Origin of the sequence: Halopseudomonas oceani, assembly GCF_963677335.1 — a bacterium.
GTDB classification, from domain to species: Bacteria; Pseudomonadota; Gammaproteobacteria; order Pseudomonadales; family Pseudomonadaceae; genus Halopseudomonas; species Halopseudomonas oceani.
In genome coordinates, this window is the sequence record NZ_OY781932.1 from 3,079,835 (window position 1) to 3,104,330 (window position 24,496).

Below are 24,496 nucleotides of genomic sequence, written 5' to 3' on the forward strand. Positions count from 1 at the left end.
TACCGCGCCCTGCACTTAACTACCAAAGGAACCACCGATGACTACCGTTGCAGAAATCACCAGCCAAATGGAATCCAAGTTCAACTCAGCCGCTGCAGCCGGTCTGGATCTGGTATTCCAGTTCAACATCACTGACGACGAAAACTTCAACGTCACCGTCAAGGACGGCACCTGCGCACTGGCTCAGGGCGAGGCAGCAGATCCGAACGTTACCCTGATCATGGACAAGGAAACCCTGGTCGGCGTCATGACCGGTGAAACCGACGGCATGCAAGCATTCATGGGCGGCAAACTGCGCGCTGAAGGCGACATGATGCTGGCGCTGAAGCTGGGCGAGCTGTTCCCGGCCTAAGCCGCGTCCCCCATGCGGGTTGTCGGCTCACGACAACCCGCATTTATCCCTGCACCACAACGCCCCTTCCGCTTTCCCGCGTGCACCAGCAGCCGGCACTCCCCTCTATCGGAAACCGTAAAAAACTCCGAAAAATCACATAACACATTGTTTTTATTATTAAAAACAAAAACGGCATGGTGCTTGCTCAGGAAATACCAACTTGTATCCAAGATGGTATTCAGACATGACGCAACACACCCTCGGCTTCACCCTCTCCGACTGGCAACAGGCATATCAACAGGACAAGCTGTCCCCGACCGCACTACTGAGCAGCTTGCGCAACGAACTGGACAGTGAAGACAACGCCTGGATCAGCCTTGCCAGCGATGCCCAGCTGAGCGCACAGCTCGACACATTGGAGGAGTTGCTGAACAAAGCAGAGGGCAAATTCGAGTCGCTGCCGCTGTACGGCGTCCCGTTTGCCATCAAGGACAACATCGATGCAGCGGGCTGGAACACCACCGCCGCCTGCCCGGCCTTCGCCCACAAAGCCGACGACGACGCCACGGTCGTTGCCCGGCTGCGCGCCGCCGGCGCCATCCTGATTGGCAAGACCAATCTGGACCAGTTCGCCACTGGCCTGGTCGGGACGCGCTCACCCTACGGTGCCGTCAGCAACAGCTTCAACCCAGACTACGTCAGCGGCGGCTCCAGCTCTGGCTCAGCCAGCGTGGTCGCGCGCGGACTGGTGCCCTTTGCGCTGGGTACCGATACCGCCGGCTCCGGGCGCGTACCGGCTGGTTTCAACAATATTGTCGGTCTCAAGCCCACGCGTGGCTGGCTCTCCAATACCGGGCTGGTACCGGCCTGCCGAACACTCGATTGCATCTCGGTGTTCGCCCTGACGGTCGCAGATGCAGAAATCGTTGCCAACGTGGCTGGCGGATTTGACCCCAGCGACGCCTACAGCCGCGCCAATCCGTGTACCGCACCAGTCGGCCTGAGCACCAAGCCGAAACTGGCGATACCGGCCAATCCCGAGTTCTTTGGTGACACCCAGATGCAGGCCGCTTTTGAGGCTGCACTCGATAAATGGCAGGCGTTTGGCGCCGAACTGGTAGAAATTGACTTCAGCCCGTTTGCCGAGCTGGCCGCGCAGCTGTATCAAGGCTCCTGGGTGGCGGAGCGCACGGTCGCCGTTGGTGAGATGGACCCGGACAAGATGGACCCGGTAGTTCGCGGCATTGTCGAAGGCGGTCACAAATACAGCGCCTGCGATGCCTATCGGGCCGAGTACGTGCGCGCCGAACTCTCTCGCCAAATCAACCTGATTCTCGCCGAGTTCGACGCGCTGCTGGTGCCAACCTCCCCGACCATTCGCCGTATCAGCGAAATGGCGGATGAACCGGTGCTCTACAACAGCCAGTTCGGTACCTACACCAACTTCACCAACCTGGCCGATCTCAGCGCCCTGGCCATCCCTGCGGGCTTCCGCGAAGACGGCTTACCCGCTGGCGTCACCCTGATCGCACCGGCCTGGCACGATCACGCCCTGGCCGAGCTGGGCAAACGCTGGCAGCAGGCCCAGGCGCTCCCGCTGGGTGCGACCCAGAAGCCCTGCCCAACCGCGCCGCAGGCCAATCAGGCTCCTGGCAGCGTGCGGGTTGCCGTGGTTGGCGCTCACCTCACCGGCATGCCGCTGAACTTCCAGCTGACCAGTCGCGACGCCGTGCTGGTCGAACAAACCCTGACCTGCCCTGAGTACCGCTTGTATGCCCTGCCGGGCACTGTCCCACCCAAGCCGGGCCTGGCTCGCGTCGCGCAGGATGGCGCACAGATCATAGTCGAGCTGTGGGACATCCCGCTGGCCCGCTTCGGTGAGTTCGTCGCCGAGATCCCGCCGCCACTGGGGATCGGCAACCTGCAGCTGGCGGATGGTCGCTGGGTGAAAGGTTTCATCTGTGAACCGGCCGCACTGGCCAATGCCCGCGACATCACCGGCTTCGGCGGTTGGCGCGCGTTCATCGCCAGTCTGAACGCAGCCTGAGCGAGGCATCGCATGCAGCTGAACCAGCCCGCCAGGACGACAGCCCGGCGAGAAAGTCTCGCCGAACGCATCCACAGCCAACTTAAGGAGGACATCCTGTCCTTTCGCCTGCTCCCGGGCGATCGCTTCTCGGAAAGCGAGATCGCCGAGCGCATGGACGCCAGCCGCACGCCGGTGCGCCAAGCGCTCTATCAGCTGGAGCGCGAAGGCTATCTGGAGGTGCGCTTTCGCAGCGGCTGGCAGGTTCGCGCCTTCGACTTCGCCCGGTTCGAGGAGCTATATGAGCTGCGTATCGTGCTGGAAATGGAGGCGGTACGCCGCCTCTGCACGGGCGACTCCGGGCCGGTGGCGCACGAGGTACTGACAGAACTGCATGACCTGTGGGCAGTTCCACCGGCGCAGCGACATACCGAAGGTGATCACGTCTTCATGCTGGACGAACGCTTTCATTGCCAGCTGGTCGAGGCCGCCGGGAACAGTGAAATGACCCGCTTGCACGCCGACATCTGTGAACGCATACGGGTCATTCGCAAGCTGGACTTTGAGCGCGCAGAGCGACTGGAAAAGACGTACCAGGAACACGCCATGATCTTGCAGCAGATCAACGCCGGCAACCTGCAGGCAGCCCAGCAACTGTTGCTTGAGCATATCGAGGCCAGCAAGGCCGAGGTGCGCAAGGTCACCCTGCACATGCTGCAGCAGGCTCGCCAGCAGGCGCTGCAAGGTCCGGAGACAGCAATGCTCAGCTAAACTCACTGCGGATCCGGTTACCCCATTGATCAACACAATGAGCGGGCAACACCACCCCTGATTGATCCGCGGTTTTCTTGTTCGTACCCTGCCACTGCATTAGATTAGGCGGTCACGCCGTATCGCAGACAGCTTGCCATAAGCAACTGACCGGCACCCACTGACAGCCTCGTGAGCCGGGGCAGCAAGACAACAAGGAACCACCATGCAAAAGACCCAACTGTTCGACCTGGACGGCAAAGTTGCCCTGGTAACCGGCGCCAGCCGCGGTATCGGCGAGGCCATCGCCAAGCTGCTGGCCCAACAGGGTGCACACGTGATCATCTCCAGCCGCAAGATCGACGACTGCCAGGCGGTTGCCGACGCGATCGTTGCCGCCGGCGGCAAGGCTTCTGCACTGGCCTGCCACATTGGTGACATGGATCAGATCGTGGCTACCGTCGCAGCCATCCGCGAGCAGTTCGGCAAGCTGGACATTCTGGTCAACAACGCCGCTGCCAACCCCTACTTCGGCAACGTGCTGGACACCGATCTGGGCGCTTTCCAGAAGACTGTTGACGTCAACATCCGTGGCTACTTCTTCATGTCGGTCGAAGCAGGCAAGCTGATGCGCGAAAATGGCGGCGGCAACATCCTCAATGTTGCCTCGGTCAACGGCGTGGTTCCTGGCCAACTGCAAGGCATCTATTCCATCACCAAAGCCGCAGTCATCAACATGACCAAGGTGTTCGCAAAAGAAACCGCCCAGTTCGGTATCCGCTGCAACGCACTGCTGCCGGGCCTGACCGACACCAAGTTCGCTTCAGCCCTGACTACCAACGACGCCATCCTCAAGCCCGCGCTGGAGCGCATCCCGCTGGCACGGGCCGCTGACCCATCTGAAATGGCAGGCACCGTTCTGTACCTGGTAAGCGATGCTTCCAGCTACACCACTGGCGCCGCAATCAACGTCGACGGCGGCATGCTTGCCTGATCCACCGGCGACACTAAAAAGGCTGCCCTCGGGCAGCCCTTTTTTGTCACCACACAACGCTTACTGAAAGCGCTTCATCGCCGCCTTGGCCTGCGCATTCAAGGGTTCCGGCGTCAGCCCGGTAGGGCCGATATCGAGCGAGAAGCGAGCTCCGTCAACCAGCGGCACAAAGCGCACCTCAAACGCATCGGCCTGAACCAGCGAGCGCCCGCTCAGCCGATCCGCCCAAACCCAGACATCGCGCCACGCCGGTGTCGGGTTTAGATTCGCGGACAGTCCACTGCTGGCATCGCGCTGTTGCTCCAGCGCCAGGTAGCGGCCCAGTAGCCGGTGCAAACGGTAGCCATCTTCCAGTCCAATCACCGAAGCCAAACCCTGCCAGCGCAACACCTGCACTTCAATCTCCCACAGATCACCAGCCAGACTGACTTTCTGTTCACCTTCAGGCCCGGAGATCACCGCTTCATAGTGCTGAGGCGCGACTTGGGTAAATGTCAGGGTGCCCGCAGTCACCTTGCTCTCGATCACCCGAAAGTGCTGGACATCCCACGCAGCCAGACCGACAACCGCCGCCAGTGCCAGCAACGCCAGCAACAGGTTGCCGCGCAGCCATCCGCCCAGCCAGTTCATTCGCCAACCCTGCCTCAGCGCCAGCAATACCAGCAGCGCGGCAACAACAGCAGCAATCAGGGCCAGTCCTAGGAATTGCATAGTGGCTCCTCGCCGAAATCAGGCCGGCACCGGCGGCTGATCGACGCCTGCCTGACGTGCAAGATAACAATCGATCAGCCATCGCGAGATGGTGCCGCGCGGCGGAATCTTCGGCAGGTCATCAAGCGAGCACCAGTAGGCTTCTTCGATTTCTCCTTCCTGGGGAATAATCTCACCACCGGCATACTCGGCGTGAAAGCCCAGCATTAACGAATTGGGGAACGGCCAGCTCTGGCTGCCAAGATATTCAAGGTTGCAGACCTCAAGATTGACTTCCTCCTTTACCTCACGGTGCAGACACTCTTCCACCGACTCACCCGGCTCAATGAAGCCCGCCAGGGTACTAAAGAAACCCGGCGGAAAGTGCGGCGAACGCGCCAGCAACACCTCACGGCCACGCGTGATGAGGACGATAATGCAGGGTGCCAGCTTGGGGTACTCACGCCGCTGGCAGCGCACACATTCCATCGCCCGCTCCTCTTCGCGCGGCTGCATCGGGTCGCCGCAGCAGCCGCAGAAGCGGTGGCTCTGGTACCAGGCGTTAAGTTGCTGAGCAACACCCAGCAGACGAAACAACTGGTCGTCTACCTGTCCAACCAACGTACGCAGGCCATGCCAGCTCAGACCGGGCGTATCCAGGCTATCGCTCAGGTAAATCAGCTGACAGGGCCGACCATCCACCAGCCCAAGCGGCAGGCGATGCTCGACGTCACCGAAGTACATGGCCTGGTCAGGGTCGTGCAGCAGACTGCCGTCGTACATCGCGAACTGGTTCTGGTAGAAAACCACAACAATGCCATCGCGCTGCGACTCAACACTCAGCTGGGTGGCAGGTTGAAACACACGAAAAGATCTCATTCGGACGCATTCCCCGATACAGCGTATCCCAGTTCGGCCATACTCTCTTCCGCCAGCGCAAGCACATCAGCGGTCGTCACGGTCGCGCGCTCGGCGGACTCCAGATAGAACTCAATGCTGGTCAGCGCATCGGCCAGCACCTCAAGCTGAGCGTCGGCAGGCACCTGTTTGCGCTCAAGCATCGTTTCGCGAATGAAGCGTGCCGCCATGTTGATGATCCTGGCGGCACGGCCCATGCCCAGAAACACCAGACCACCGCGCACCGTTTCCAGTGACGGCGGAACATTGAGCAGGTGCATGGCATCGTTGCCCGATTCCATGTACGCGGTAATAGCCCGCTTGGCCAGTGCCAACCCGGCCTGAGACTCCTCGATCAGCACAATCCGGGCTTCCTTGAGCTCCAGCGGCTCGCCAAATTCGCTCTTATCACCCGACGTCGACTCGCCGCCGAAAAGCGAAGAGTCGAGTCGATTCACCGCCGTTTCAGCACGCAACACTGCATCAGCAACCTGCTCGAGCACATCAAGCCGCCCCGGTTGCCAGTCATCAAGGCGGCCGCTGATCGCACTGATGGCGTCCGATTCTGCCTTGAGATCAAGCATCGCCAGTGTCTTCCAGAGCCGATCCAGGCCGGAAGACAGGCTCTCCAGAGACTGATCGGAATCGCCGGCATTGCGCGCCAGCAGATCCAGCAGGTCCTTGATCGCGTTAACTTCCTCTCGCAGCGCTTCGGCTACCGAGCGCATCACGTCAATACCGGGACCATGGAGACGGGCGAAGGCTTCGTTCAGCTCATACTCGGTAAATCCGGGATCAGGCAGCTGGTAGGCCGTACTGACCTCGACACAGCGATCACAGCTGGGATCCGCCAGCGCCACCATATAGAGCAGCTCGCGCAGCAACCCCTCATTCAGTCGGTGACTGGCACCGGAAGCCAGTGCATTGCGAATCTCGCGATCCAGCGCAGCAAACAGCTTCTTGCGCATCGGCGTCAGATTCAATGGCGTCTGCTCAAGTGCTTCCAACGCCGCGCCAGCGACCCAGCACAATGTCGCCATACGCGAGGTCAGGCCAGCTTCGAAACGAGACAACGAGCGCTGCATCAGCGGAATCGAAGCAGCCAGCCCGTCATCACGCAGCAACCCCAGCAAACCCAGTTGATACATCTGCCGCAGGCGGCCGAACACCTTGGCATCACCAGCTTCATTCGAGCCTGGACGGAACCCGGCAGGCAGGCCAGCAACCGGCAATGGATAAAAGTGACCGTCAGGCAGCGGCGGTACACCCGAGCGGTGTGCGCGCATCTGGTTGATCATCGGCAATAGCAGCTCGGGGCGTTCTCCCCCTTGCTGCCGTGCCTGATCCAGATAGCGCTGCAAGAGAAACAGCGCATCACACAGGGCGGATAACGGCGCATTGCGTTCATCGCCGTCATGGACAGGAATGTCCATCGCCAGGCCAATCATCTCGTCGAGCAGCAGCGCTGCTCCTTTGAGTTCGATCAACGCCAGCGTACCGCGCAGCTGCTGCAGCCCTTCTATTGATTGCTGCAGCAGGCTGCCGTTCTGGCGATCTTCGAGGAACTGTTGCAGCAGGTTTTCCACTTCACCCATGCTGGCGAAGAGTTCGTCCCTGACAAGATCCAGTGAAGTGGTACCGGTCAACATGGCATTCAGTCTCCCACCATCCCTGCGTAGCGCGATTGTCGATCAGTCTGCAAACTTGGGGGCTTGCTTGCTCATATGCGCCATGACCGCAGCCTTGAGGTCATCGGACTGCAACATCGCGGCGTTCCAGGTGGCGATATAGTTCAGTCCATCCTCAACACTGTGGTCACGGCTGAAGCGAATCATTTCCTTGGTGCCGCGGATAGCCAGCGGCGACTTCGAGGCAATTGTCTGTGCCAACTCCATGACCCCGGCGATTAGCTGAATGTGATCGCTCCAGGTTCGATTGACCAAGCCGATACGAGCAGCCTCGTGGCCATCGACCGCGCGACCGGTATAGGCCAGTTCCCGCATGATGCCATCGCCAATGATGCGCGGCAAACGCTGCAGCGTCCCCACATCAGCCGCCATTCCCATATCGATCTCCTTGATCGAAAAGCTGGCGTCCTCGGTGCTGTAACGCATGTCGCAGGCAGAAATCAGGTCAATAGCGCCGCCGATGCAATAGCCATGAATGGCGGCAATCACCGGTTTACGGCAACGATCAATGACATTGAAAGAGTGTTGCAACTGCAGCACATTGCGGCGAATCGCCTCGGCCTTGCGGCCGATATCCTGGTCCATGCCGCTGGAGGCCTCGGCCAGCATCTGCAGATCGATACCCGCCGAGAAGTGCTTGCCGGCGCCGGAAATGACGGCACAACGCACCTCCGGGGTTTCGTCGATCCAGTTGAACACCTCGATGATCTCCAGCCAGAACTCACGATTCATGGCGTTGATCTTTTCCGGACGGTTGATCTGAACATGAGCGACCTTGCCCACCTGTTCCACCAGCAGCGTCTTGTAATCCGGCATATGCGACCTTTTTCTTGTAGGTAACAACAGGCGTCCGACCCGAATCTGATCCAGGTCAGACACCTCCTTGGAATAATTGCATTAACATGACTATATCAAGCTAACAGTTAAACTCCATAACCAAATACTCAGCAAGCGCGCCTAAGATACTGAAAATGCGACGCGCTTGGACTACTGGGCCGCGCCCAAAGTAGGGCTAACAAAGACCTGCGACGGGGCAGCCATTACGGCACGGGTGGTTTATGCTTGCCGCGAGCCGATGAGAGCACGTCGAACAGCCCCTTGCCGCCAGGAGCGGTACGCAGGGAGTTGTTCGACGCACTTTCCCCATTGAAACAGGACTTTCAACATGTCTGAAGCCATCCTACCGGCATTGGCGCACAACTTTCTGGGCCAGGCGCCCGGCTGGTATAAGCGCACGATTATCGCCTTCCTGCTGCTCAATCCACTGGCGATGTGGCTGCTTGGCCCCTACCTGACGGGCTGGCTCCTGATCATCGAGTTCATCTTCACGCTTGCGATGGCGCTCAAGTGCTATCCGCTGCTACCCGGCGGGTTGCTTGCCATGGAAGCCCTGGCCATCGGCATGACCTCGCCTGAAGCACTCTACAAAGAGGTTTTGGGTAACTTCCCGGTGATTCTGCTGCTGATGTTCATGGTCGCCGGCATCTACTTCATGAAGGATCTGTTGCTGCTGACCTTCACCAAGCTGATTCTCGGTGTACGATCAAAGTCAGCCTTGGCCTTGCTATTCAGCCTGGTTGCCGCGGTATTGTCTGCCTTCCTCGACGCCCTGACGGTAACGGCAGTCATCATCACCGTGGCGGTCGGCTTTTACGGCGTTTACCACAAGGTCGCCTCAGCCGGGCCGAGCGATGGCGCCAGCGTAGACCCCGATGAGAACCCGCTGCACCGCGAGCACCTGGAAGAGTTCCGCGCCTTTCTGCGCAGCCTGCTGATGCACGGTGCCGTAGGCACGGCACTCGGCGGCGTCTGCACCCTGGTTGGCGAGCCACAGAACCTACTGATCGCGGGGGTAGCAGGCTGGGACTTCATTCAGTTCTTCAAACTGATGGCACCGGTCAGCATGCCGGTTCTGGCCGCGGGTCTGCTGACCTGCCTGCTGCTGGAAAAAACCGGTTGGTTCGGCTATGGCGCCCGCCTGCCACGCCCGGTTCGCAAAGTCCTCGAGGACTTCGCCACAGCAGAACAGGCCAAACGCAAGGCACCACAGAAAGCCGCCCTGATGGTGCAGGCCATTGCCGCCATTCTGCTGGTGATCGGTCTGGCGCTGCATTTGGCCGAAGTTGGCTTCATCGGCCTGATGGTCATCATTCTTATCGCCTCGTTCAACGGCATCATCGATGAACACCAGATCGGCAAGTCCTTCCAGGAGGCCCTACCCTTCACCTCGCTGCTGGTGGTGTTCTTCGCCATTGTCGCGGTCATCCACGAGCAACACCTGTTCAGCCCAATCATCCATGCAGTGCTCGCGCTGCCGCCTGAGCAGCAGCCCAGCATGTTCTTCATTGCCAACGGCGTCTTGTCGATGATCAGCGACAACGTCTTCGTCGCTACCGTCTACATCAGCGAGGTCAAACAGAGCCTGGACGCCGGCGAGATCACGCTGGAGCAATTTGAGCGGCTTGCTGTTGCCATCAACACCGGCACCAACCTGCCAAGCGTCGCCACACCAAACGGTCAGGCGGCGTTCCTGTTCCTGCTGACCTCGGCGATCGCGCCGCTGGTGCGACTGTCCTACGGGCGCATGGTCTTCATGGCGCTGCCCTACACTCTGGTACTGGGTGGCGTCGGCTTGCTTGCGGTTACCTACTGGCTCTAGAAAGCAAAAAGCCCCGCTGAAATCAGCGGGGCTTTTTGCTACTGGCGTGGTTGCTCAGATCACTGCTCGGGCGCGCCGCGCCAAAGGGCAAACCCGGCTGACTTTTCTACCGCCGCCAGACGTTGGTCATGCGCTTCCAGCTCCTCAGTGCTGGCGCGCAGCACCCGCAGTTGCTCGCGCAGTGCCGGGTCGATGCGCCGAATCGCACTTACGGCGTTGCCATCTCCGCCCTCTCCCTGACCATGCGCAGCCAGTGACAGCGCAGTCTGGCCACCGGTCATGATCAGGTAGACATCAGCCAGAATCTCGGCATCGAGCAAGGCGCCGTGCAGCTCACGCTGAGAGTTGTCTACCCCGTAGCGCTTGCACAAGGCATCCAGACTATTGCGCTGCCCCGGGTGCTTCTCCCGCGCCATGGCCAGAGTGTCGAGCACGCTGCAGTGATCGGCAATCAGGCCATGCCCACGATTGAGCCGAGTCAACTCACTGTCGAGGAATCCAACGTCGAAGGCCGCGTTATGGATGACCAGACGCGAGCCGGTAACGAAGTTCATAAAATCGTCGGCGATGTCGGCGAACACCGGCTTGTCGGCGAGAAAATCCAGCGAAATCCCGTGAACCGCCTGCGCACCTTCATCAATATCGCGCTCAGGATTGATGTAGACATGGTAGTGCCGGCCGGTCAGACGGCGATCAATGACCTCGACGCAGCCGATCTCGATGATCCGATGGCCTTCCTTGTGCTCGATACCCGTGGTTTCGGTATCCAGTACCACTTCACGCATGCTTAGCCCTTCCGCTCGTTCAAGACGTGTTCGACACCCAGGTTGGCCAGTTGGTCGGCCAGCTCGTTCTCCGGGTGCCCGGTATGGCCGCGCACCCAGCGCCATTCCACTTCATGCTGGCTGACCAGCGCGTCCAGCTGCTGCCAGAGATCCACATTCTTGACCGGCTGCTTGCTGGCGGTCTGCCAGTTACGTTTTTTCCAGTTCGGCATCCATTCACGGACACCTTTCATCACGTACTGCGAGTCTGTCGTCAGAACGACGGCAGCAGGCCGTTTGAGCGCTTCCAGGCCGCGAATGGCAGCCGTCAGCTCCATTCGGTTATTGGTGGTTTCCAGCTCGCCACCATAAAGACGCTTTTCATTCGGGCCCAGGCGCAGCAAGACCCCCCAACCGCCGGGCCCAGGGTTACCCTTGCACGCCCCATCGGTATAAATTTCGATTGTCTGACTCATCTACCATCCCGTTTATGCGCCCGCCGACTCCCCGCAGCCAAAGGCGGCATCACCAGCGTCGGGAACCCCCTTCCACGCTCGCGCTGGGGTGTCACGCCGAGCATCTGGCGCCGCGCCAGCAGGCAATAGAATCCACCACCCGGCAAACAACGACGCTGCCCCAGCGACTCCATGAAATCGAGTCGCTGTAACCAGGTGCCGGAAGCGAGCGGCGGACGATAGCACCCATCGATGCGTTTCTCCACCGTAAAGCCAAGCAGCTCAAGCCAATCGACTAAACGCGCCGGGCTGACAAAACCGGCCTCACCAAACCAGCCCCTGCCAAAGTAGTGCTGCCAGCCCCAGGTGCTCCAAGGGTTGAAACCGAAGATAAGTAGATGACCACCCGCGCGAACAGTCTGACTGGCCTCACGCAGCAAGGTCCGGGGAGACAGACTGAAATCGAGACCGTGATGCAGAACCACGACATCCAGCGCCTGCGGCGCAAAGGGCCAGAAAGCCTCATCAACGGCAATGCTCTCGCCCTGACCGAGCATATCCAGATGCCAGCAGTGGCGCAGCACCTTCACCTCGGGTGCCAGCAAGCCGGGCGCCAGTCCGTACTGCACCAGGTGCTGACCAAAGCAGCTGGGCAGCAATTCGCGCTGCGTAGTGCACTCAGCCTGCAGCAGCATCTGCCCGGCCGGCTGCTCCAGCCATTGTCGCGCCTCCTGCAGCAGTCGCAACATGTCGGCCTGACTGATCGAGCGCTTTGCTTCGCTGATCTCCATTACCTCTCCACGGTACTTGCCATCGGCACAATTCGCTAAGATAGCCTTACACGTTAAGGAAAAGCTGCCTCATGTCCACCTTTATCGCGCTACCCGCTTTCAATGACAACTACATCTGGCTGCTGGTCGACGAGCAGCGCCAACAGGTTGCCGCTGTCGACCCCGGCGATGCGAAGCCCGTCATCAATTGGCTGGGACGCCACCCCGAATACAGCCTTTCTCATATCCTGATCACCCACCACCATCCGGATCATGTCGGTGGTGTCAATGCTCTGAAAGCCGGCACCGACTGCAAGGTGTGGGGCCCCGAGGCTGAAGCCATTCCCGGCCGCGACCGAGCGCTCAATGACGGCGACACCATCACCTTGTTTGGCCTGACGCTTGAGGTTATCGCCGTGCCCGGTCATACCCTCGGCCACATCGCCTATTTCTGCGACAACGCAGGTGACCCCTGGCTGCTCAGCGGCGATACCCTGTTTGCTGGCGGTTGCGGCCGGCTGTTCGAAGGCACGCCTGAGCAGATGCACCACTCCCTGTCGCGGCTGGCTGCACTGCCGGATAACACCCGCATCTACTGTGCACACGAATACACCCAGGCCAATCTGCGTTTCGCCCGCGCAGTCGAACCGGACAACGCCGACATCAGGGTGCGCCTGGAAGTGGTCGACGAGTTACGCGCCGCGGGTCGCATGACACTGCCCACTGATCTGGCATTGGAAAAGCGCACCAACCCCTTCCTGCGCTTCAACTGCGACGCTGTGACGCAGGCAGCCAGCGACCAAGGCGGTGTCTCCGTGGCTCCCGGGGTAGAGACCTTCGCCGCAATTCGAGCCTGGAAGGATCGCTTCTGACCAATCGTGCCTTGACCCTCCCTGAGGGGCTCCATAGAATCGACCTCATTTTGGGGGTCGTTCATGCGTCGTGTGGTATCTGCCATCTTGCCCAGAGTGCTGTCAGCAGCGTCCCTCGGTGGTCTGCTGCTGATTGCCGGCTGCCAGACCACCGAGATCAGTGGCCAGCGTCAGGGCGATGCTGACTACAGCGTTGCCAGCACCCCGAAGGTACCCTCTCCGTTCCTGACGCCCAGCGTCGAGCCTGCCCCCCCCGAGCTGGTACCTGAAACCAAGCCGCACACCCTCTGGGGACGCATTCGTGCCGGCTTCCGCCTTGACCCGGCCGCCATCGACAACCCGCGAATTGATCAACAGCGCATCGTCTTTGCCAGCCAATCCCGTTACTTCGAACTGACCTCGGCTCGCGCCCAGCGCTATCTGTTCTATGTCGTTGAACAGCTCGAAAGCCGCGACATGCCGCAGGAACTCGCCCTGCTGCCCTTTATTGAAAGCGCCTATAACCCTCAAGCGATCTCCAGCGCACAGGCCGCTGGCCTCTGGCAGTTCATCCCGTCTACTGGCCGCAACTTTTCCCTGCGCCAGGACTGGTGGTACGACGGTCGCCGTGACGTAACGGCCTCAACCCAGGCGGCACTTGACTACCTCAGCCTGCTCAACGAGTACTTTGACGGCGACTGGCTGCTTGCGCTGGCAGCCTACAATTGCGGAGAAGGCTGCGTTGGTCGCGCCATCAAGCGCAATGAAGCCCTCGGCCTGCCAACCGACTACTGGAACCTGCAGTTGCCGCGCGAAACCATGAACTACGTGCCCAAGCTGCTGGCACTGGCGCAGATCGTCGACAGCCCTACCGCTTACGGCACCGTGCTTCCCAGCCTGGCCAACGAGCCCTACTTCGCCGAGGTCACGCTCGACCAGCAGATCGACCTGCGCAAGGTCGCCGAATTGGCCGACGTTTCCACCGACGAACTGCTGAGCCTCAACCCGGCGTTCAACCAGCGGGTCACTGCGCCCAACGCCGAGTACCAGTTGCTGATTCCGGTAGACCGTCTTGACCAGTTCACCGAGGCTCTGGCCGAACTGCCAGCAGACCAGCGCATCAACTACCAGCACTACCGCGTGCGCAGCGGTGACACACTGTCCCAGATTGCCCGTCGCCATCAGCTCACTGTCAGCGCCATTCGTGATGTGAACGACATCAACGGCAGCCTGCTTCGGGTAGGCCAGACACTGATGCTGCCGCAGTTCAGCGATGCACCGGCCAGCACCTCCACCGAGCAAGCGATAGCAAGCAGCAACCAACGCAGCTACCGCGTCCAGGCAGGCGACAACCTGTGGAACATTGCACGTGCCCACGGCACTACCGTCGACCGCATCAAGCGTGACAACAATCTGCAAAGCAACGCCCTGACCGTTGGCCACACGCTGATGCTGGCCAGCAACGCTGCAAGCCAGCGCAATGACGCCGGCAATGACGGTCGGCGTGTGGCCTACACCGTCAAGTCAGGCGATTCGCTGTACACCATCGCGCAACGCTTCAACGTCCAGGTGGAGAAGATTCGCGACTGGAACCAGGTTGGTCGCTATCTGCAACCTGGCCAGCAACTGACGCTGTTCGTCCGCTGAGCGGCCGGGCTTTCGCCCGGCCCTGCACAATGGTAGCGTTGGCACATCGCTGACGGTCACCTGCGCCTGATACCCAGGGCCGTCAACCAACGGCCCCTGTATCGCACGGACTTAAATGCCTCTGCTGTTCCGAACTCTCTGCTGTACCTTACTGCTGGTCACCGCCCTGCCAAGCTGGGCTACCCTGTATCGCCAGCATGGCTACTCGCTGTATGGCCAACCACACTATCCGGAGAACTTCGAACACCTCGATTACGTCAATCCGGACGCGCCGAAAGGCGGCACCTTGCGGGTGATGGGCAGCGGCACCTTCGACACCCTCAACCCCTACACCCTGAAGGGCACCAGCCCGATCAACACCGGCGACTTTGCCCAACTCGGCATCAGCGAGCTGAACGAGCCGTTGATGGCTGGCAGTGGCCTTTACGACCCTTCCGGCGACGAACCCTACTCCGCCTACGGCTTGATCGCAGAAAGCCTGGAGTTTGCCGACAACCGCAGCTGGGTCGTGTTCAACCTGCGCCCCGAGGCCCGCTTTCACGACGGACAGGCAATCACCGCAGAGGACGTGGCTTTTTCCTACCGACTGCTCAAGGAGCAGGGCCACCCGAACTATCGCTCGGTACTGCAAGATGTCAGCCGCATCGACATTCTTGGCGAGCGCCGTATCCGTTTTGTCTTCAAGCGCCCCGGCAACTCCCTGCTTATTCTGCGCCTGGGTGAACTACCCGTCCTGCCTGCCCACTACTGGCGGGACCGCGACTTTGCCAGCACCACCTTTCAGGCCGGACTCAACAGCGGTCCTTACCGGGTAACCAACGTCGACCCCGGCCGCAGCGTGGTCTACGAACGGGTGAGAAACTACTGGGGACGCGACCTGCCAATCAATCGCGGCAAGTACAATTTCGACCGCATGGAAGTCGAGTTCTACCGCGACAACAATGTCGCCTTCGAGGCCTTCAAGGCCGGGGAGTTTGATCTCTATATCGACCACAAGGCGAGCAACTGGGCCAACGCCTACCAGTTCCCGGCGGTCGACAACGGCGACATTCTCAAACGCGAGATAACCCACGAAATTCCGAGCCCGACCCAGGCTATGTTTTTCAACACGCGACGTACACCGTTTGACAGTCTGCCGCTGCGCAAGGCGCTGGGAATGCTGTTTGATTTCGAGTGGTCCAACCGGGTGCTGTTCTATGGTGCCTACCAGCGCTCACTCAGCTACTACCCCAACAGTCCCTTCAGCGCGACCGGAGTCCCGGCCGGCCAGGAATTCCTGAACCTGTCGCCCTATCGGGATCAGTTGCCACCGGAACTCTTTCTGCAGCCCTTCAGTCTACCTGTGACTGACGGTCGGGGAATCCCGCGGGAGACACTGCGTGAGGCCGTAGAGCTGTTTGCCGAAGCGGGTTGGAAGCTGCGCCGAGGCCGGCTGGAAAATGACGAAGGTGAGCCGCTGCGCTTTGAGATGCTGCTGGTCAACTCAAGCCTGGAACGAATCCTGCAGCCTTACAGAGCCAATCTGGCTCGACTGGGCATCGACATGCAGATACGTACCGTTGACCGCGCGCAATACAAGGCACGGCTGGATCAGTTCGATTACGACATGATCCTGACCACCCTGCCGCAAGGCCTGTCGCCCGGACTGGAGCAAATCGGCTATTTCCATTCCAGTCAGCGCAACGTAAAAGGTAGCCGCAACTATGCGGGCATCAACAATCCGGTGGTCGATGAACTGGTCGAACGCCTGGGTGCCGCCAGCAGCCGCAGCGAGCAGGTTGCCGCAGCGCGCGCCCTCGACAGGGTACTGCTGTGGAACCACTATACAATTCCGAACTGGTATATAAACTACCACCGCATCGCCTACCGGAACTGGCTGCGCACGCCGGACATACCGCCGTACACGTTAGCCATTCGCAGTTGGTGGAAAGACCCGGCAAGCAACTAGAAAAACAAGGGATCTGAATGCAACACTCGCTGAAATCCTGCTGTCTGGCGCTGCTGGCCTGTTGTGCCAGTGCACTGCACGCCGCCCCCCAGCACGCACTCACGCTCTACGATGAAGCACCCAAGTATCCTGCCGATTTCAGCCACTTTGACTACGTCAACCCCGACGCCCCCAAGGGCGGTACACTCCGGCTCCCCGGTTTCGGTGGGTTTGACTCGCTGAATCCCTATATCAGTCGCGGTACCTCTGCCGACCAACTCGGCCTGATCTACGACACCCTGACCTTCCACTCGCTGGACGAGCCCTTTACCGAGTACGGGCTGGTGGCCGAAAGCATGGAGAAGGCCGAAGACGGCACTTGGGTTCGCTTCAAACTGCGCCCGGAAGCGCGCTTCAACGATGGTGTTGGCATTACCGCCGACGATGTGGTGTTTACCTTCAACACCCTGATCGAGCATGGTGCCCCGTTTTATCGAGCCTACTACGGCGGCGTGGACCGCGTGGTTGCCGATGACCCACACAGCGTGACCTTCCACTTCAAGCACACCGGCAACCGCGAACTGCCACTGGTGCTCGGCCAACTGCCCGTGCTGCCCAAACACTACTGGGAAGGCCGCGACTTCAGTAAAGGCTCGCTGGAACCCCCACTGGGAAGCGGCCCCTATCGCATCGGCCAGGTGCGCCCCGGCCGCAGCATCAGCTTCGAGCGCGTCGAAGACTACTGGGCCAAAGACCTGCCAGCCCAGCGCGGCTTCTACAACTTTGACCGGGTAGTCGTGGACTACTACCGCGACAACAACGTAACTCTCGAAGCCTTCAAGGCAGGCCAGTTCGACTTCAACCGGGAAATGGCGGCCAAGAACTGGGCAACCGGTTACAGCAGCCCGGCACTGGACGCCGGTCAGATCATCCAGGAAGAAATACCCAACAACAATACCCAGGGCATGCAGGGCTTTGTCTTCAACATGCGCAAGCCTTACTTCGCCGACGCCCGGGTGCGCCAGGCAATCGCCCTGCTGTTCGACTTTGAATGGTCCAACAGCGCATTGTTCCACAATGCCTATACCCGCACTTCCAGCTACTTCGACAACTCGGAGCTGGCTGCTCGTGGCGAGCCCGGGGCTGACGAACTGGCCCTGCTCGAACCACTGCGCGATCAACTCCCGACCGCCGCCTTCGGCCCAGCCTGGGAGCCACCAAAAACCGATGCCAGCGGCACCATCCGCGAGCAGCGGCGCGCGGCGTATGCGTTATTGCAGCAAGCCGGCTGGCATATCGTTGACGATCAACTGGTAAACGCCGAAGGCGAGCCCCTGCAATTCGAGTTCCTGCTGGTTCAGGCCGACTTTGAACGCGTGCTATTGCCGTTCAAGCGCAATCTGGCCTCGCTGGGCATTAACATGGAACTGCGCCGGGTCGATGTCTCCCAATACATCAATCGCCTGCGCTCGCGGGATTTCGATATGGTGGTCAGCAGCTTCGGCCAGTCCAACTCTCCCGGCAACGAACAGCGCGAATACTGGCACTCATCCAGTGCCGACAATCCCGGCAGCCGCAACCTGATGGGGCTGAAAGACCCTGCCGTCGATGTACTGGTTGAAGGCCTGATACAGGCCGACTCGCGCCAATCACTGATCACTCACACCCGCGCCCTGGATCGCGCCCTGCGCTCACTCCACCTGCTGGTGCCCAATTGGTACACCAACGTCTACCGTGTCGCCTACTGGAACAAGTTTGACCATCCGGCCCAGTCGCCAAAGTACGACCTAGGCCTGTTCACTTGGTGGATCGACCCGGATAAGGACGCACGCCTGCGTGGCGAACTGGAGCAAGTCGAACAGCAGGCCCCGGAGCTGGCTGATCCGGCCAGCGCACCCGACGCAGAGGCTGAATAAGCATGCTCGCCTATATCGTCCGTCGCCTGCTGCTGATCATCCCTACCCTATTCGGCATTCTGCTGATCAATTTCCTGATCATTCAGGCCGCCCCCGGTGGCCCGGTCGAACAGATGATTGCCAACCTGGAAGGCTTCGAAGGCGGTGCCACCAGCCGCGTATCCGGGGGCGGCAGCGAGGTTGCCAGCGGCGGCAGCTACCGTGGTGCACAGGGCCTGGACCCGGACATCATCGCCGAAATTGAGCACATGTACGGTTTCGACAAACCGGCTCCCGAACGCTTCTGGCAGATGATCAAGGGGTACCTGCAGTTCGACTTCGGTGACAGTTTCTTCCGTGATGCCAAAGTGACCGACCTGATCATCGAGAAGATGCCGGTGTCGATCTCGCTGGGGCTATGGACCACCCTGCTGACCTACCTGATTTCGATCCCGCTGGGCATCCGCAAGGCAATCAAGCACGGCTCGGCCTTCGACGTCTGGACCAGTTCGCTGATCATCGTCGGCTACGCCATTCCGGGTTTTCTACTCGCGATCCTGCTGATCGTGGTGTTTGCCGGCGGCAGCTATCTGGACTGGTTCCCACTGCGCGGACTGACGTCCAACAACTTTGACCAGATGAGCACCGGAGAGCAAATCCTCGATTACTTCTGGCACCTGGTGCTGCCGATCTTTGCCATGGTGGTCGGCAGTTTTGCCACCCTGACCATGCTGACCAAGAACTGCTTTCTCGACGAGATCGGCAAGCAGTACGTAGTCACTGCCCGCGCCAAGGGCCTGTCCGAAAACCGGGTACTCTACGGCCACGTATTCCGCAACGCGATGCTGCTGATCATTGCCGGGTTCCCCTCTGCGCTAATCAGCATTTTCTTCACCGGGGCGTTGCTGATCGAGGTGATCTTCTCGCTCGACGGCCTGGGCCTGCTTGGTTTTGAAGCAGCCATCAACCGCGACTACCCGGTCATGTTCGGCACCCTGTACATCTTCACGTTGGTCGGTCTGGTGGTAAAACTGATCGGCGATATCACCTACACCTTGGTCGATCCGCGGATCGACTTTGACAGCCGGGAGGGTTGATATGCGCCTGCTTACCCTCTCCCCGCTCAACCAGCGCCGCTTTGCCCGCTTCCGGGCCAACCGCCGCGGCTGGTGGTCGCTGCATATCTTTATGGTGCTGTTCGTACTCAGCCTGGGCGCCGAACTGATCGCCAACGACAAGCCACTCGCGGTCGGCTATCAGGGCGAGCTGTATTTCCCGGTCTTCAAGCGCTATCCGGAAACCGCCTTTGGTGGCGAATTCCCGATCGAAGCGGACTACCGCAGCCCCTACGTCAAACAGCTGATTACGGAGGATGGCGACGGCTGGATGCTCTGGCCGCCAATCCCGTATCACTACGACACCATCAACTACGACCTCCGCGTCCCGGCACCGGCACCGCCGTCGACGGACAACTGGCTGGGCACCGACGATCAGGCCCGCGATGTGATGTCACGGGTGATCTACGGCTTCCGCATTTCGGTGCTGTTTGCCCTGACCCTGACCATCCTCAGCTCCATCATCGGCGTGATTGCCGGTGCAGTTCAGGGCTTCTACGGCGGACGCATCGACCTGATCGGGCAGCGCTTTATCGAGGTCTGGTCGGGCCTGCCGGTGCTGTACCTGCTGATCATCCTCGCCAGCTTCGTACAGCCTAACTTCTGGTGGCTGCTAGGCATCATGCTGTTGTTTTCCTGGATGGCGCTGGTCGACGTGGTACGCGCCGAATTTCTGCGCGGCCGCAACCTGGAGTATGTGCGCGCCGCACGCGCGCTGGGCGCCAGCAATCAGACCATCATGTTCCGCCACATCCTGCCCAATGCCATGGTCGCCACGCTGACCTTCTTCCCGTTCATTCTGACCGGCGGCGTTATCACCCTGACCTCTCTCGACTTCCTCGGCTTCGGCCTGCCGCCGGGCGCACCGTCGCTGGGCGAGCTGATCGCCCAGGGCAAATCCAACCTACAGGCCCCATGGCTGGGGATCACCGCCTTCGTCGTACTGTCGCTGATGCTCAGCCTGCTGGTGTTTATCGGTGAGGCCCTGCGCGATGCCTTCGACCCAAGGAAATGAGATGAGCGAACAACCGTTGATCAGTATCCGCAATCTCAGCGTCGCCTTCCGTCAGGGCAACGATCAGACCATGGCGGTCAAGGATGTCAGCTTTGATATTCATCCGGGCCAGACGCTGGCACTGGTCGGCGAAAGCGGCTCGGGCAAGTCCGTAACCGCCCACTCCATTCTGCGCCTGTTACCCTACCCGACCGCATCACACCCGAGCGGCGTCATTGAGTTCAGCGGACAAGACCTGCTCAAAGCAGACGAAAAAACCCTGCGCAAGGTACGTGGCAACCGCATCTCGATGATCTTTCAGGAACCGATGAGTTCACTGAACCCACTGCACACCGTGGAGCGCCAGATCGGAGAGGTTCTGGCGCTGCACAAAGGCCTGAACAAGCTCCAGGCGCGTGAACGCACACTGGAGCTGCTGGATCTGGTGGGCATTCCGGAGCCGCGCAAGCGATTGGGCGCCTACCCGCACGAGCTGTCCGGCGGCCAACGCCAACGGGTGATGATTGCCATGGCGCTGGCCAACGAGCCGGAACTGCTGATTGCCGATGAACCGACCACAGCACTCGACGTGACCGTGCAGCTGAAGATCCTTGAACTGCTGCGCGAACTGCAGCAGAAATTGGGCATGGCATTGCTGCTGATCAGCCACGATCTGAATCTGGTGCGTAAAATTGCCCACCGGGTATGTGTCATGTACCGCGGTAACGTCGTCGAAGAAAATGACTGCGCTACCTTGTTCAACTCTCCGCAGCACGAATACACCCGTCAGCTGCTCGCAGCCGACCCGCGTGGAGAGCCGGTTGCTGTTGATCCAGGCGCCGCCGAGATTCTGCGTGCAGAGCAGTTGCGAGTATGGTTTCCGATCAAGAAAGGTGTGCTGCGCCGTACGGTAGACCACGTCAAGGCCGTCACCGACATCAGCTTCAGTCTGCCCCGGGGCCAGACGCTGGGCATCGTTGGCGAAAGCGGCTCAGGCAAAACGACGCTGGGTATGGCGCTGCTCAGACTGATCGACAGTCAGGGCCTGATTGAATGTGACGGCACGCGGATCGATGGTCTCAGTCAGCAGCAGGTTCGTCCGCTGCGCCGCGAGCTGCAGGTGGTGTTTCAGGACCCCTATGGTAGTTTGAGCCCGCGCATGTCAGTGGGTCAGATCATCAGCGAAGGGCTGGAGATCCACCGCATCGGCACGGACGAGGAGCGCGAACAGATGGTGATTCAGGCGCTGGAAGAAGTCGGCCTGGATCCAGAGACCCGCCACCGCTATCCGCATGAGTTTTCCGGCGGCCAGCGGCAGCGGATCTCGATTGCCCGGGCACTGGTGCTCAAGCCCAAGCTGATCCTGCTCGACGAACCAACGTCGGCACTGGATCGCACCGTGCAGGGCCAGGTGGTTGAGCTGCTGCGCAGTCTGCAGCAGAAGTACAATCTGACGTATTTGTTTATCAGTCACGACCTGGCAGTGGTCAAGGTTCTCAGCCATCAATTGATGGTGATCCGCCAGGGCGAAGTAGTCGAACAGGGACCGGCAGGCGAAATCTTCGCTTCACCGCAGCATGACTATACCCGTCAGCTGCTGGAAGCGGCCTTTGCCCTGCCGCAAACCGATAACAGGGCCGATACGGCCATGCACTAAACAGGAAAGTACTATGGGATTTCTCAGCGGAAAGCGCGTACTCATCGTTGGCGTAGCCAGCAAACTGTCCATTGCCTCCGGCATTGCCGCGGCCATGCACCGCGAGGGCGCCGAACTGGCCTTCACCTATCAGAACGAAAAGCTGAAAGGCCGGGTTGAAGAATTCGCTGCCGGCTGGGGCTCCGGTCCTGAGCTGTGCTTCCCGTGCGATGTCGCCGATGACGCCGAAATCGAGCAGGTGTTCGTCGAGCTGGCCAAGAAGTGGGACGGTCTGGACTGCATCGTGCATTCCGTTGGTTTCGCCCCGGGCGACCAGCTGGACGGCAACTTTGCCGAAGTCACCACCCGCGAAGGCTTCCGTATCGCCCACGACATCAGCGCCTACAGCTTCGTCGCTCTGGCCAAGGCCGGTCGTGAAATGATGAAAGGCCGCAACGGCAGCCTGCTGACCCTGTCCTACCTGGGCGCCGAGCGCACCATGCCAAACTACAACGTGATGGGCATGGCCAAGGCCAGCCTGGAAGCCGGTGTTCGCTACCTCGCCACCAGCCTGGGCCCGGAAGGCACCCGCGTCAACGCGATCTCTGCCGGCCCGATCCGCACCCTGGCCGCTTCCGGCATCAAGAGCTTCCGCAAGATGCTGGCCCACAACGCCGCGCAAACCCCGCTGCGCCGCAACGTCACCATCGAGGAAGTCGGCAACGTCGGCGCCTTCCTCTGCTCCGACCTGGCCTCCGGCATGTCCGGGGAAATCACCTACGTTGACGGTGGTTTCAATATCACCGCCATGGGTGGTCTGGAGGAGTAAGGGGCTACAGCCTCAGCCCGCATTACGGGCAATAAAAAACCGGGCCTTGGCCCGGTTTTTTATTGCCGCAGTCCTCAGTCCTCCGAGGTCGCTCCAATCTTGTGGATCGACAGATCGGCTCCCTGATATTCCTCTTCATCGGTGAGGCGCAAACCGGCAACCGTCTTGATCACGCCGTAGACCAGCAGACCACCGGCAAAGGCAACGACGACACCGGCCAGCGAGCCAATCAGTTGCGACAGGAAGCTAACCCCACCCAAACCACCCAGCGCCTGGGTGCCAAAGATGCCGGCCGCAAGGCCGCCCCAGACGCCGCACAAACCGTGCAACGGCCAGACACCCAGGACGTCATCGATCTTGAAGCGGTTCTGGGTCAGGATAAAGGTCCAGACAAACAGGCCACCAGCGACCGCACCGGTTGCCAACGCGCCCAGCGGGTGCATCAGGTCGGAGCCGGCGCAGACAGCGACTAGGCCGGCCAACGGACCGTTGTGAATAAAACCAGGGTCAGCACGACCAACTAACAACGCAACCAGCGTGCCGCCAACCATCGCCATCAACGAGTTGACTGCCACCAGACCGCTGATCCCCTCCAGCGTCTGCGCCGACATCACGTTGAAGCCGAACCAGCCAATGGTCAGAATCCATGCGCCCAGCGCCAGAAACGGAATATTGGAGGGCGGCATCGCGACGACGTGACCACCGCGATAGCGCCCGTTACGCGCCCCCAGCAGCAATACCGCCCCCAGCGCAATCCAGCCACCAACAGCATGCACAACGACCGAGCCGGCAAAGTCATGGAAGCCAGCACCAAACTGCGCTTCCAACCAGCCCTGGAAGCCAAAATTGCCATTCCAGACAATGCCTTCAAAGAACGGATACACCACGCCAACAATCAGCAACGAGGCGCATAGCTGCGGCGCAAACTTGGCACGCTCGGCAATACCGCCGGAGATGATCGCCGGAATGGCGGCGGCAAAGGTCATCAGAAAGAAGAACTTCACCAGCGCATACCCGTTGTTTTGGGCCAAGGTTGCCGCATCGGAAAAGAAGGTTGCGCCATAGGCAATCCAGTAGCCGACGAAGAAATAGGCAAGGCACGAAATTGCAAAATCACTGATGATCTTGGACAGTGCATTGACCTGGTTCTTTTGCCGAACCGTACCCACTTCTAGAAATGCAAAGCCAGCGTGCATGGCCAGAACCATGATCGCGCCCATCAGAATGAACAGGGTGTTTGCACCGTGGATCAGGGTTTCCACAGCGCTGTTAAGGTTTTCCATTCAAGCAGCCTCTATCAAATCAGAAAAATGCACCCGTTACGTGCGCAAAACCAAATATCGAACCAATCCAGTGCACATCGAATTTTCCGATGGAGATGGACCTGTCGAGCGCGCACGCCGAGCAATCTGAAATAATTTTTATTTTTCAAATAGTTGTATGCCAGTTTCGACCAAGGACCGATAAAGTCAGCACCAAATTGATGCAACAGAAAAGACATAACTCCCTGCAATAGTGCAATCGTCATACCAAAAGTGCAGAATCATGCACTGAAAGCGCACAATGACAGTGTTG

The 24,496-nt window shown here is 60.1% G+C and carries 21 protein-coding genes; 13 read left to right on the forward strand and 8 right to left on the reverse strand.

All coding sequences use genetic code 11. The features are described 5' to 3' along the window. Positions 1-37: 37 nt before the first annotated feature. The 4 genes from ACKPCU_RS14410 to ACKPCU_RS14425 all read left to right on the forward strand — a co-directional run bounded on the left by ACKPCU_RS14410 (position 38) and on the right by ACKPCU_RS14425 (position 4,104). The gene (locus ACKPCU_RS14410) at positions 38-352 is read left to right on the forward strand and encodes an SCP2 sterol-binding domain-containing protein (RefSeq protein WP_321347719.1); all 315 of its coding nucleotides are present in this window, start codon (positions 38-40) and stop codon (positions 350-352) included. A 226-nt stretch (positions 353-578) separates the two neighbouring features. Then, positions 579-2,381: an allophanate hydrolase gene (gene atzF / locus ACKPCU_RS14415; RefSeq protein ID WP_321347722.1), complete on the forward strand. Its 1,803-nt coding sequence runs from the start codon at positions 579-581 to the stop codon at positions 2,379-2,381. Positions 2,382-2,393: 12 nt separating this feature from the next. Next, positions 2,394-3,131, forward strand: coding sequence for a GntR family transcriptional regulator (locus tag ACKPCU_RS14420; protein ID WP_321347724.1), 738 nt, complete (start codon positions 2,394-2,396; stop codon positions 3,129-3,131). A 205-nt stretch (positions 3,132-3,336) separates the two neighbouring features. Next, complete coding sequence (locus ACKPCU_RS14425) at positions 3,337-4,104, forward strand: SDR family oxidoreductase (protein WP_104737687.1); 768 nt, start codon at positions 3,337-3,339, stop codon at positions 4,102-4,104. Between the two features lie 60 nt (positions 4,105-4,164). Here the strand turns inward: ACKPCU_RS14425 and ACKPCU_RS14430 are convergent, their stop codons facing one another. From ACKPCU_RS14430 to ACKPCU_RS14445, 4 genes are read right to left on the reverse strand one after another with little or no spacing between them, the layout of a single operon-like run. After that, the gene (locus ACKPCU_RS14430; RefSeq protein WP_104737688.1) at positions 4,165-4,815 is read right to left on the reverse strand and encodes a hypothetical protein; all 651 of its coding nucleotides are present in this window, start codon (positions 4,813-4,815) and stop codon (positions 4,165-4,167) included. An 18-nt stretch (positions 4,816-4,833) separates the two neighbouring features. Next, a complete protein-coding gene (gene nudC, locus ACKPCU_RS14435) occupies positions 4,834-5,673 on the reverse strand; it encodes an NAD(+) diphosphatase (protein WP_321347727.1) in 840 nt (279 codons plus the stop codon). Further along, on the reverse strand, positions 5,670-7,340 hold the full coding sequence (locus tag ACKPCU_RS14440) for a ferrous iron transporter B (protein ID WP_321347729.1): 1,671 nt from the start codon (positions 7,338-7,340) through the stop codon (positions 5,670-5,672). The genes nudC and ACKPCU_RS14440 overlap by 4 nt, the downstream gene beginning before the upstream one ends. 42 nt (positions 7,341-7,382) lie before the next feature. Beyond that, the gene (locus ACKPCU_RS14445) at positions 7,383-8,195 is read right to left on the reverse strand and encodes a crotonase/enoyl-CoA hydratase family protein (RefSeq protein ID WP_321347731.1); all 813 of its coding nucleotides are present in this window, start codon (positions 8,193-8,195) and stop codon (positions 7,383-7,385) included. Positions 8,196-8,544: 349 nt separating this feature from the next. Between ACKPCU_RS14445 and nhaB the strand changes: the two genes are divergently transcribed. Next, positions 8,545-10,038: a sodium/proton antiporter NhaB gene (nhaB, locus tag ACKPCU_RS14450; protein ID WP_321347733.1), complete on the forward strand. Its 1,494-nt coding sequence runs from the start codon at positions 8,545-8,547 to the stop codon at positions 10,036-10,038. A gap of 59 nt (positions 10,039-10,097) precedes the next feature. Here the strand turns inward: nhaB and dnaQ are convergent, their stop codons facing one another. From dnaQ to ACKPCU_RS14465, 3 genes are read right to left on the reverse strand one after another with little or no spacing between them, the layout of a single operon-like run. Further along, positions 10,098-10,823: a DNA polymerase III subunit epsilon gene (gene dnaQ / locus ACKPCU_RS14455; RefSeq protein WP_104737693.1), complete on the reverse strand. Its 726-nt coding sequence runs from the start codon at positions 10,821-10,823 to the stop codon at positions 10,098-10,100. A gap of 2 nt (positions 10,824-10,825) precedes the next feature. Continuing rightward, entirely contained in the window at positions 10,826-11,278 is a 453-nt protein-coding gene (rnhA, locus tag ACKPCU_RS14460; RefSeq protein WP_104737694.1) for a ribonuclease HI, read from the reverse strand. Beyond that, the gene (locus tag ACKPCU_RS14465; RefSeq protein WP_104737695.1) at positions 11,275-12,048 is read right to left on the reverse strand and encodes a class I SAM-dependent methyltransferase; all 774 of its coding nucleotides are present in this window, start codon (positions 12,046-12,048) and stop codon (positions 11,275-11,277) included. Before ACKPCU_RS14465 ends, rnhA begins: the two co-directional genes overlap by 4 nt. Positions 12,049-12,119: 71 nt before the next feature. On the opposite strand from ACKPCU_RS14465, the gene gloB reads away from it, so the two are divergent. The 8 genes from gloB (at position 12,120) to fabI (ending at position 22,921) form a co-directional block, all read left to right on the forward strand. Beyond that, the gene (gene gloB, locus ACKPCU_RS14470; protein WP_321347737.1) at positions 12,120-12,899 is read left to right on the forward strand and encodes a hydroxyacylglutathione hydrolase; all 780 of its coding nucleotides are present in this window, start codon (positions 12,120-12,122) and stop codon (positions 12,897-12,899) included. A gap of 63 nt (positions 12,900-12,962) precedes the next feature. Then, positions 12,963-14,525: a lytic transglycosylase gene (locus ACKPCU_RS14475; protein ID WP_321347739.1), complete on the forward strand. Its 1,563-nt coding sequence runs from the start codon at positions 12,963-12,965 to the stop codon at positions 14,523-14,525. A 115-nt stretch (positions 14,526-14,640) separates the two neighbouring features. Continuing rightward, positions 14,641-16,473 (forward strand): extracellular solute-binding protein, encoded by a 1,833-nt coding sequence (locus ACKPCU_RS14480; RefSeq protein WP_321347741.1) that lies wholly within the window; start codon positions 14,641-14,643, stop codon positions 16,471-16,473. A 17-nt stretch (positions 16,474-16,490) separates the two neighbouring features. Continuing rightward, entirely contained in the window at positions 16,491-18,368 is a 1,878-nt protein-coding gene (locus tag ACKPCU_RS14485) for an extracellular solute-binding protein (protein WP_321347743.1), read from the forward strand. Between the two features lie 2 nt (positions 18,369-18,370). Next, positions 18,371-19,444, forward strand: a complete 1,074-nt coding sequence (locus ACKPCU_RS14490) for a microcin C ABC transporter permease YejB (RefSeq protein ID WP_104737700.1) — start codon at positions 18,371-18,373, stop codon at positions 19,442-19,444. Position 19,445: 1 nt separating this feature from the next. Further along, positions 19,446-20,477, forward strand: coding sequence for an ABC transporter permease (locus tag ACKPCU_RS14495; protein WP_104737701.1), 1,032 nt, complete (start codon positions 19,446-19,448; stop codon positions 20,475-20,477). 1 nt (position 20,478) lies between these two features. After that, entirely contained in the window at positions 20,479-22,113 is a 1,635-nt protein-coding gene (locus ACKPCU_RS14500) for an ABC transporter ATP-binding protein (RefSeq protein ID WP_321347748.1), read from the forward strand. A 13-nt stretch (positions 22,114-22,126) separates the two neighbouring features. Then, positions 22,127-22,921 carry an enoyl-ACP reductase FabI gene (fabI, locus tag ACKPCU_RS14505; RefSeq protein ID WP_104737703.1) on the forward strand — a complete coding sequence of 265 codons (795 nt, stop codon included), beginning with the start codon at positions 22,127-22,129 and terminating at the stop codon, positions 22,919-22,921. A gap of 74 nt (positions 22,922-22,995) precedes the next feature. Here fabI and ACKPCU_RS14510 read toward each other — a convergent pair whose 3' ends face one another. Further along, positions 22,996-24,204: an ammonium transporter gene (locus ACKPCU_RS14510; protein WP_104737704.1), complete on the reverse strand. Its 1,209-nt coding sequence runs from the start codon at positions 24,202-24,204 to the stop codon at positions 22,996-22,998. Between the last annotated feature and the right edge of the window lie 292 nt (positions 24,205-24,496).

Bases quoted from the DNA above. Each gene is read 5' to 3' on its own strand.
- dnaQ (WP_104737693.1), bottom strand. From the start codon at position 10,823: ATGCGTGAAGTGGTACTGGATACCGAAACCACGGGTATCGAGCACAAG.
- ACKPCU_RS14495 (WP_104737701.1), top strand. From the start codon at position 19,446: ATGCGCCTGCTTACCCTCTCCCCGCTCAACCAGCGCCGCTTTGCCCGC.
- ACKPCU_RS14485 (WP_321347743.1), top strand. From the start codon at position 16,491: ATGCAACACTCGCTGAAATCCTGCTGTCTGGCGCTGCTGGCCTGTTGT.
- ACKPCU_RS14480 (WP_321347741.1), top strand. From the start codon at position 14,641: ATGCCTCTGCTGTTCCGAACTCTCTGCTGTACCTTACTGCTGGTCACC.
- nhaB (WP_321347733.1), top strand. From the start codon at position 8,545: ATGTCTGAAGCCATCCTACCGGCATTGGCGCACAACTTTCTGGGCCAG.
- ACKPCU_RS14490 (WP_104737700.1), top strand. From the start codon at position 18,371: ATGCTCGCCTATATCGTCCGTCGCCTGCTGCTGATCATCCCTACCCTA.
- atzF (WP_321347722.1), top strand. From the start codon at position 579: ATGACGCAACACACCCTCGGCTTCACCCTCTCCGACTGGCAACAGGCA.
- ACKPCU_RS14475 (WP_321347739.1), top strand. From the start codon at position 12,963: ATGCGTCGTGTGGTATCTGCCATCTTGCCCAGAGTGCTGTCAGCAGCG.
- ACKPCU_RS14445 (WP_321347731.1), bottom strand. From the start codon at position 8,195: ATGCCGGATTACAAGACGCTGCTGGTGGAACAGGTGGGCAAGGTCGCT.
- fabI (WP_104737703.1), top strand. From the start codon at position 22,127: ATGGGATTTCTCAGCGGAAAGCGCGTACTCATCGTTGGCGTAGCCAGC.
- gloB (WP_321347737.1), top strand. From the start codon at position 12,120: ATGTCCACCTTTATCGCGCTACCCGCTTTCAATGACAACTACATCTGG.
- ACKPCU_RS14510 (WP_104737704.1), bottom strand. From the start codon at position 24,204: ATGGAAAACCTTAACAGCGCTGTGGAAACCCTGATCCACGGTGCAAAC.
- ACKPCU_RS14420 (WP_321347724.1), top strand. From the start codon at position 2,394: ATGCAGCTGAACCAGCCCGCCAGGACGACAGCCCGGCGAGAAAGTCTC.
- ACKPCU_RS14410 (WP_321347719.1), top strand. From the start codon at position 38: ATGACTACCGTTGCAGAAATCACCAGCCAAATGGAATCCAAGTTCAAC.
- ACKPCU_RS14425 (WP_104737687.1), top strand. From the start codon at position 3,337: ATGCAAAAGACCCAACTGTTCGACCTGGACGGCAAAGTTGCCCTGGTA.
- ACKPCU_RS14440 (WP_321347729.1), bottom strand. From the start codon at position 7,340: ATGTTGACCGGTACCACTTCACTGGATCTTGTCAGGGACGAACTCTTC.
- ACKPCU_RS14465 (WP_104737695.1), bottom strand. From the start codon at position 12,048: ATGGAGATCAGCGAAGCAAAGCGCTCGATCAGTCAGGCCGACATGTTG.
- ACKPCU_RS14500 (WP_321347748.1), top strand. From the start codon at position 20,479: ATGAGCGAACAACCGTTGATCAGTATCCGCAATCTCAGCGTCGCCTTC.
- ACKPCU_RS14430 (WP_104737688.1), bottom strand. From the start codon at position 4,815: ATGCAATTCCTAGGACTGGCCCTGATTGCTGCTGTTGTTGCCGCGCTG.
- nudC (WP_321347727.1), bottom strand. From the start codon at position 5,673: ATGAGATCTTTTCGTGTGTTTCAACCTGCCACCCAGCTGAGTGTTGAG.
- rnhA (WP_104737694.1), bottom strand. From the start codon at position 11,278: ATGAGTCAGACAATCGAAATTTATACCGATGGGGCGTGCAAGGGTAAC.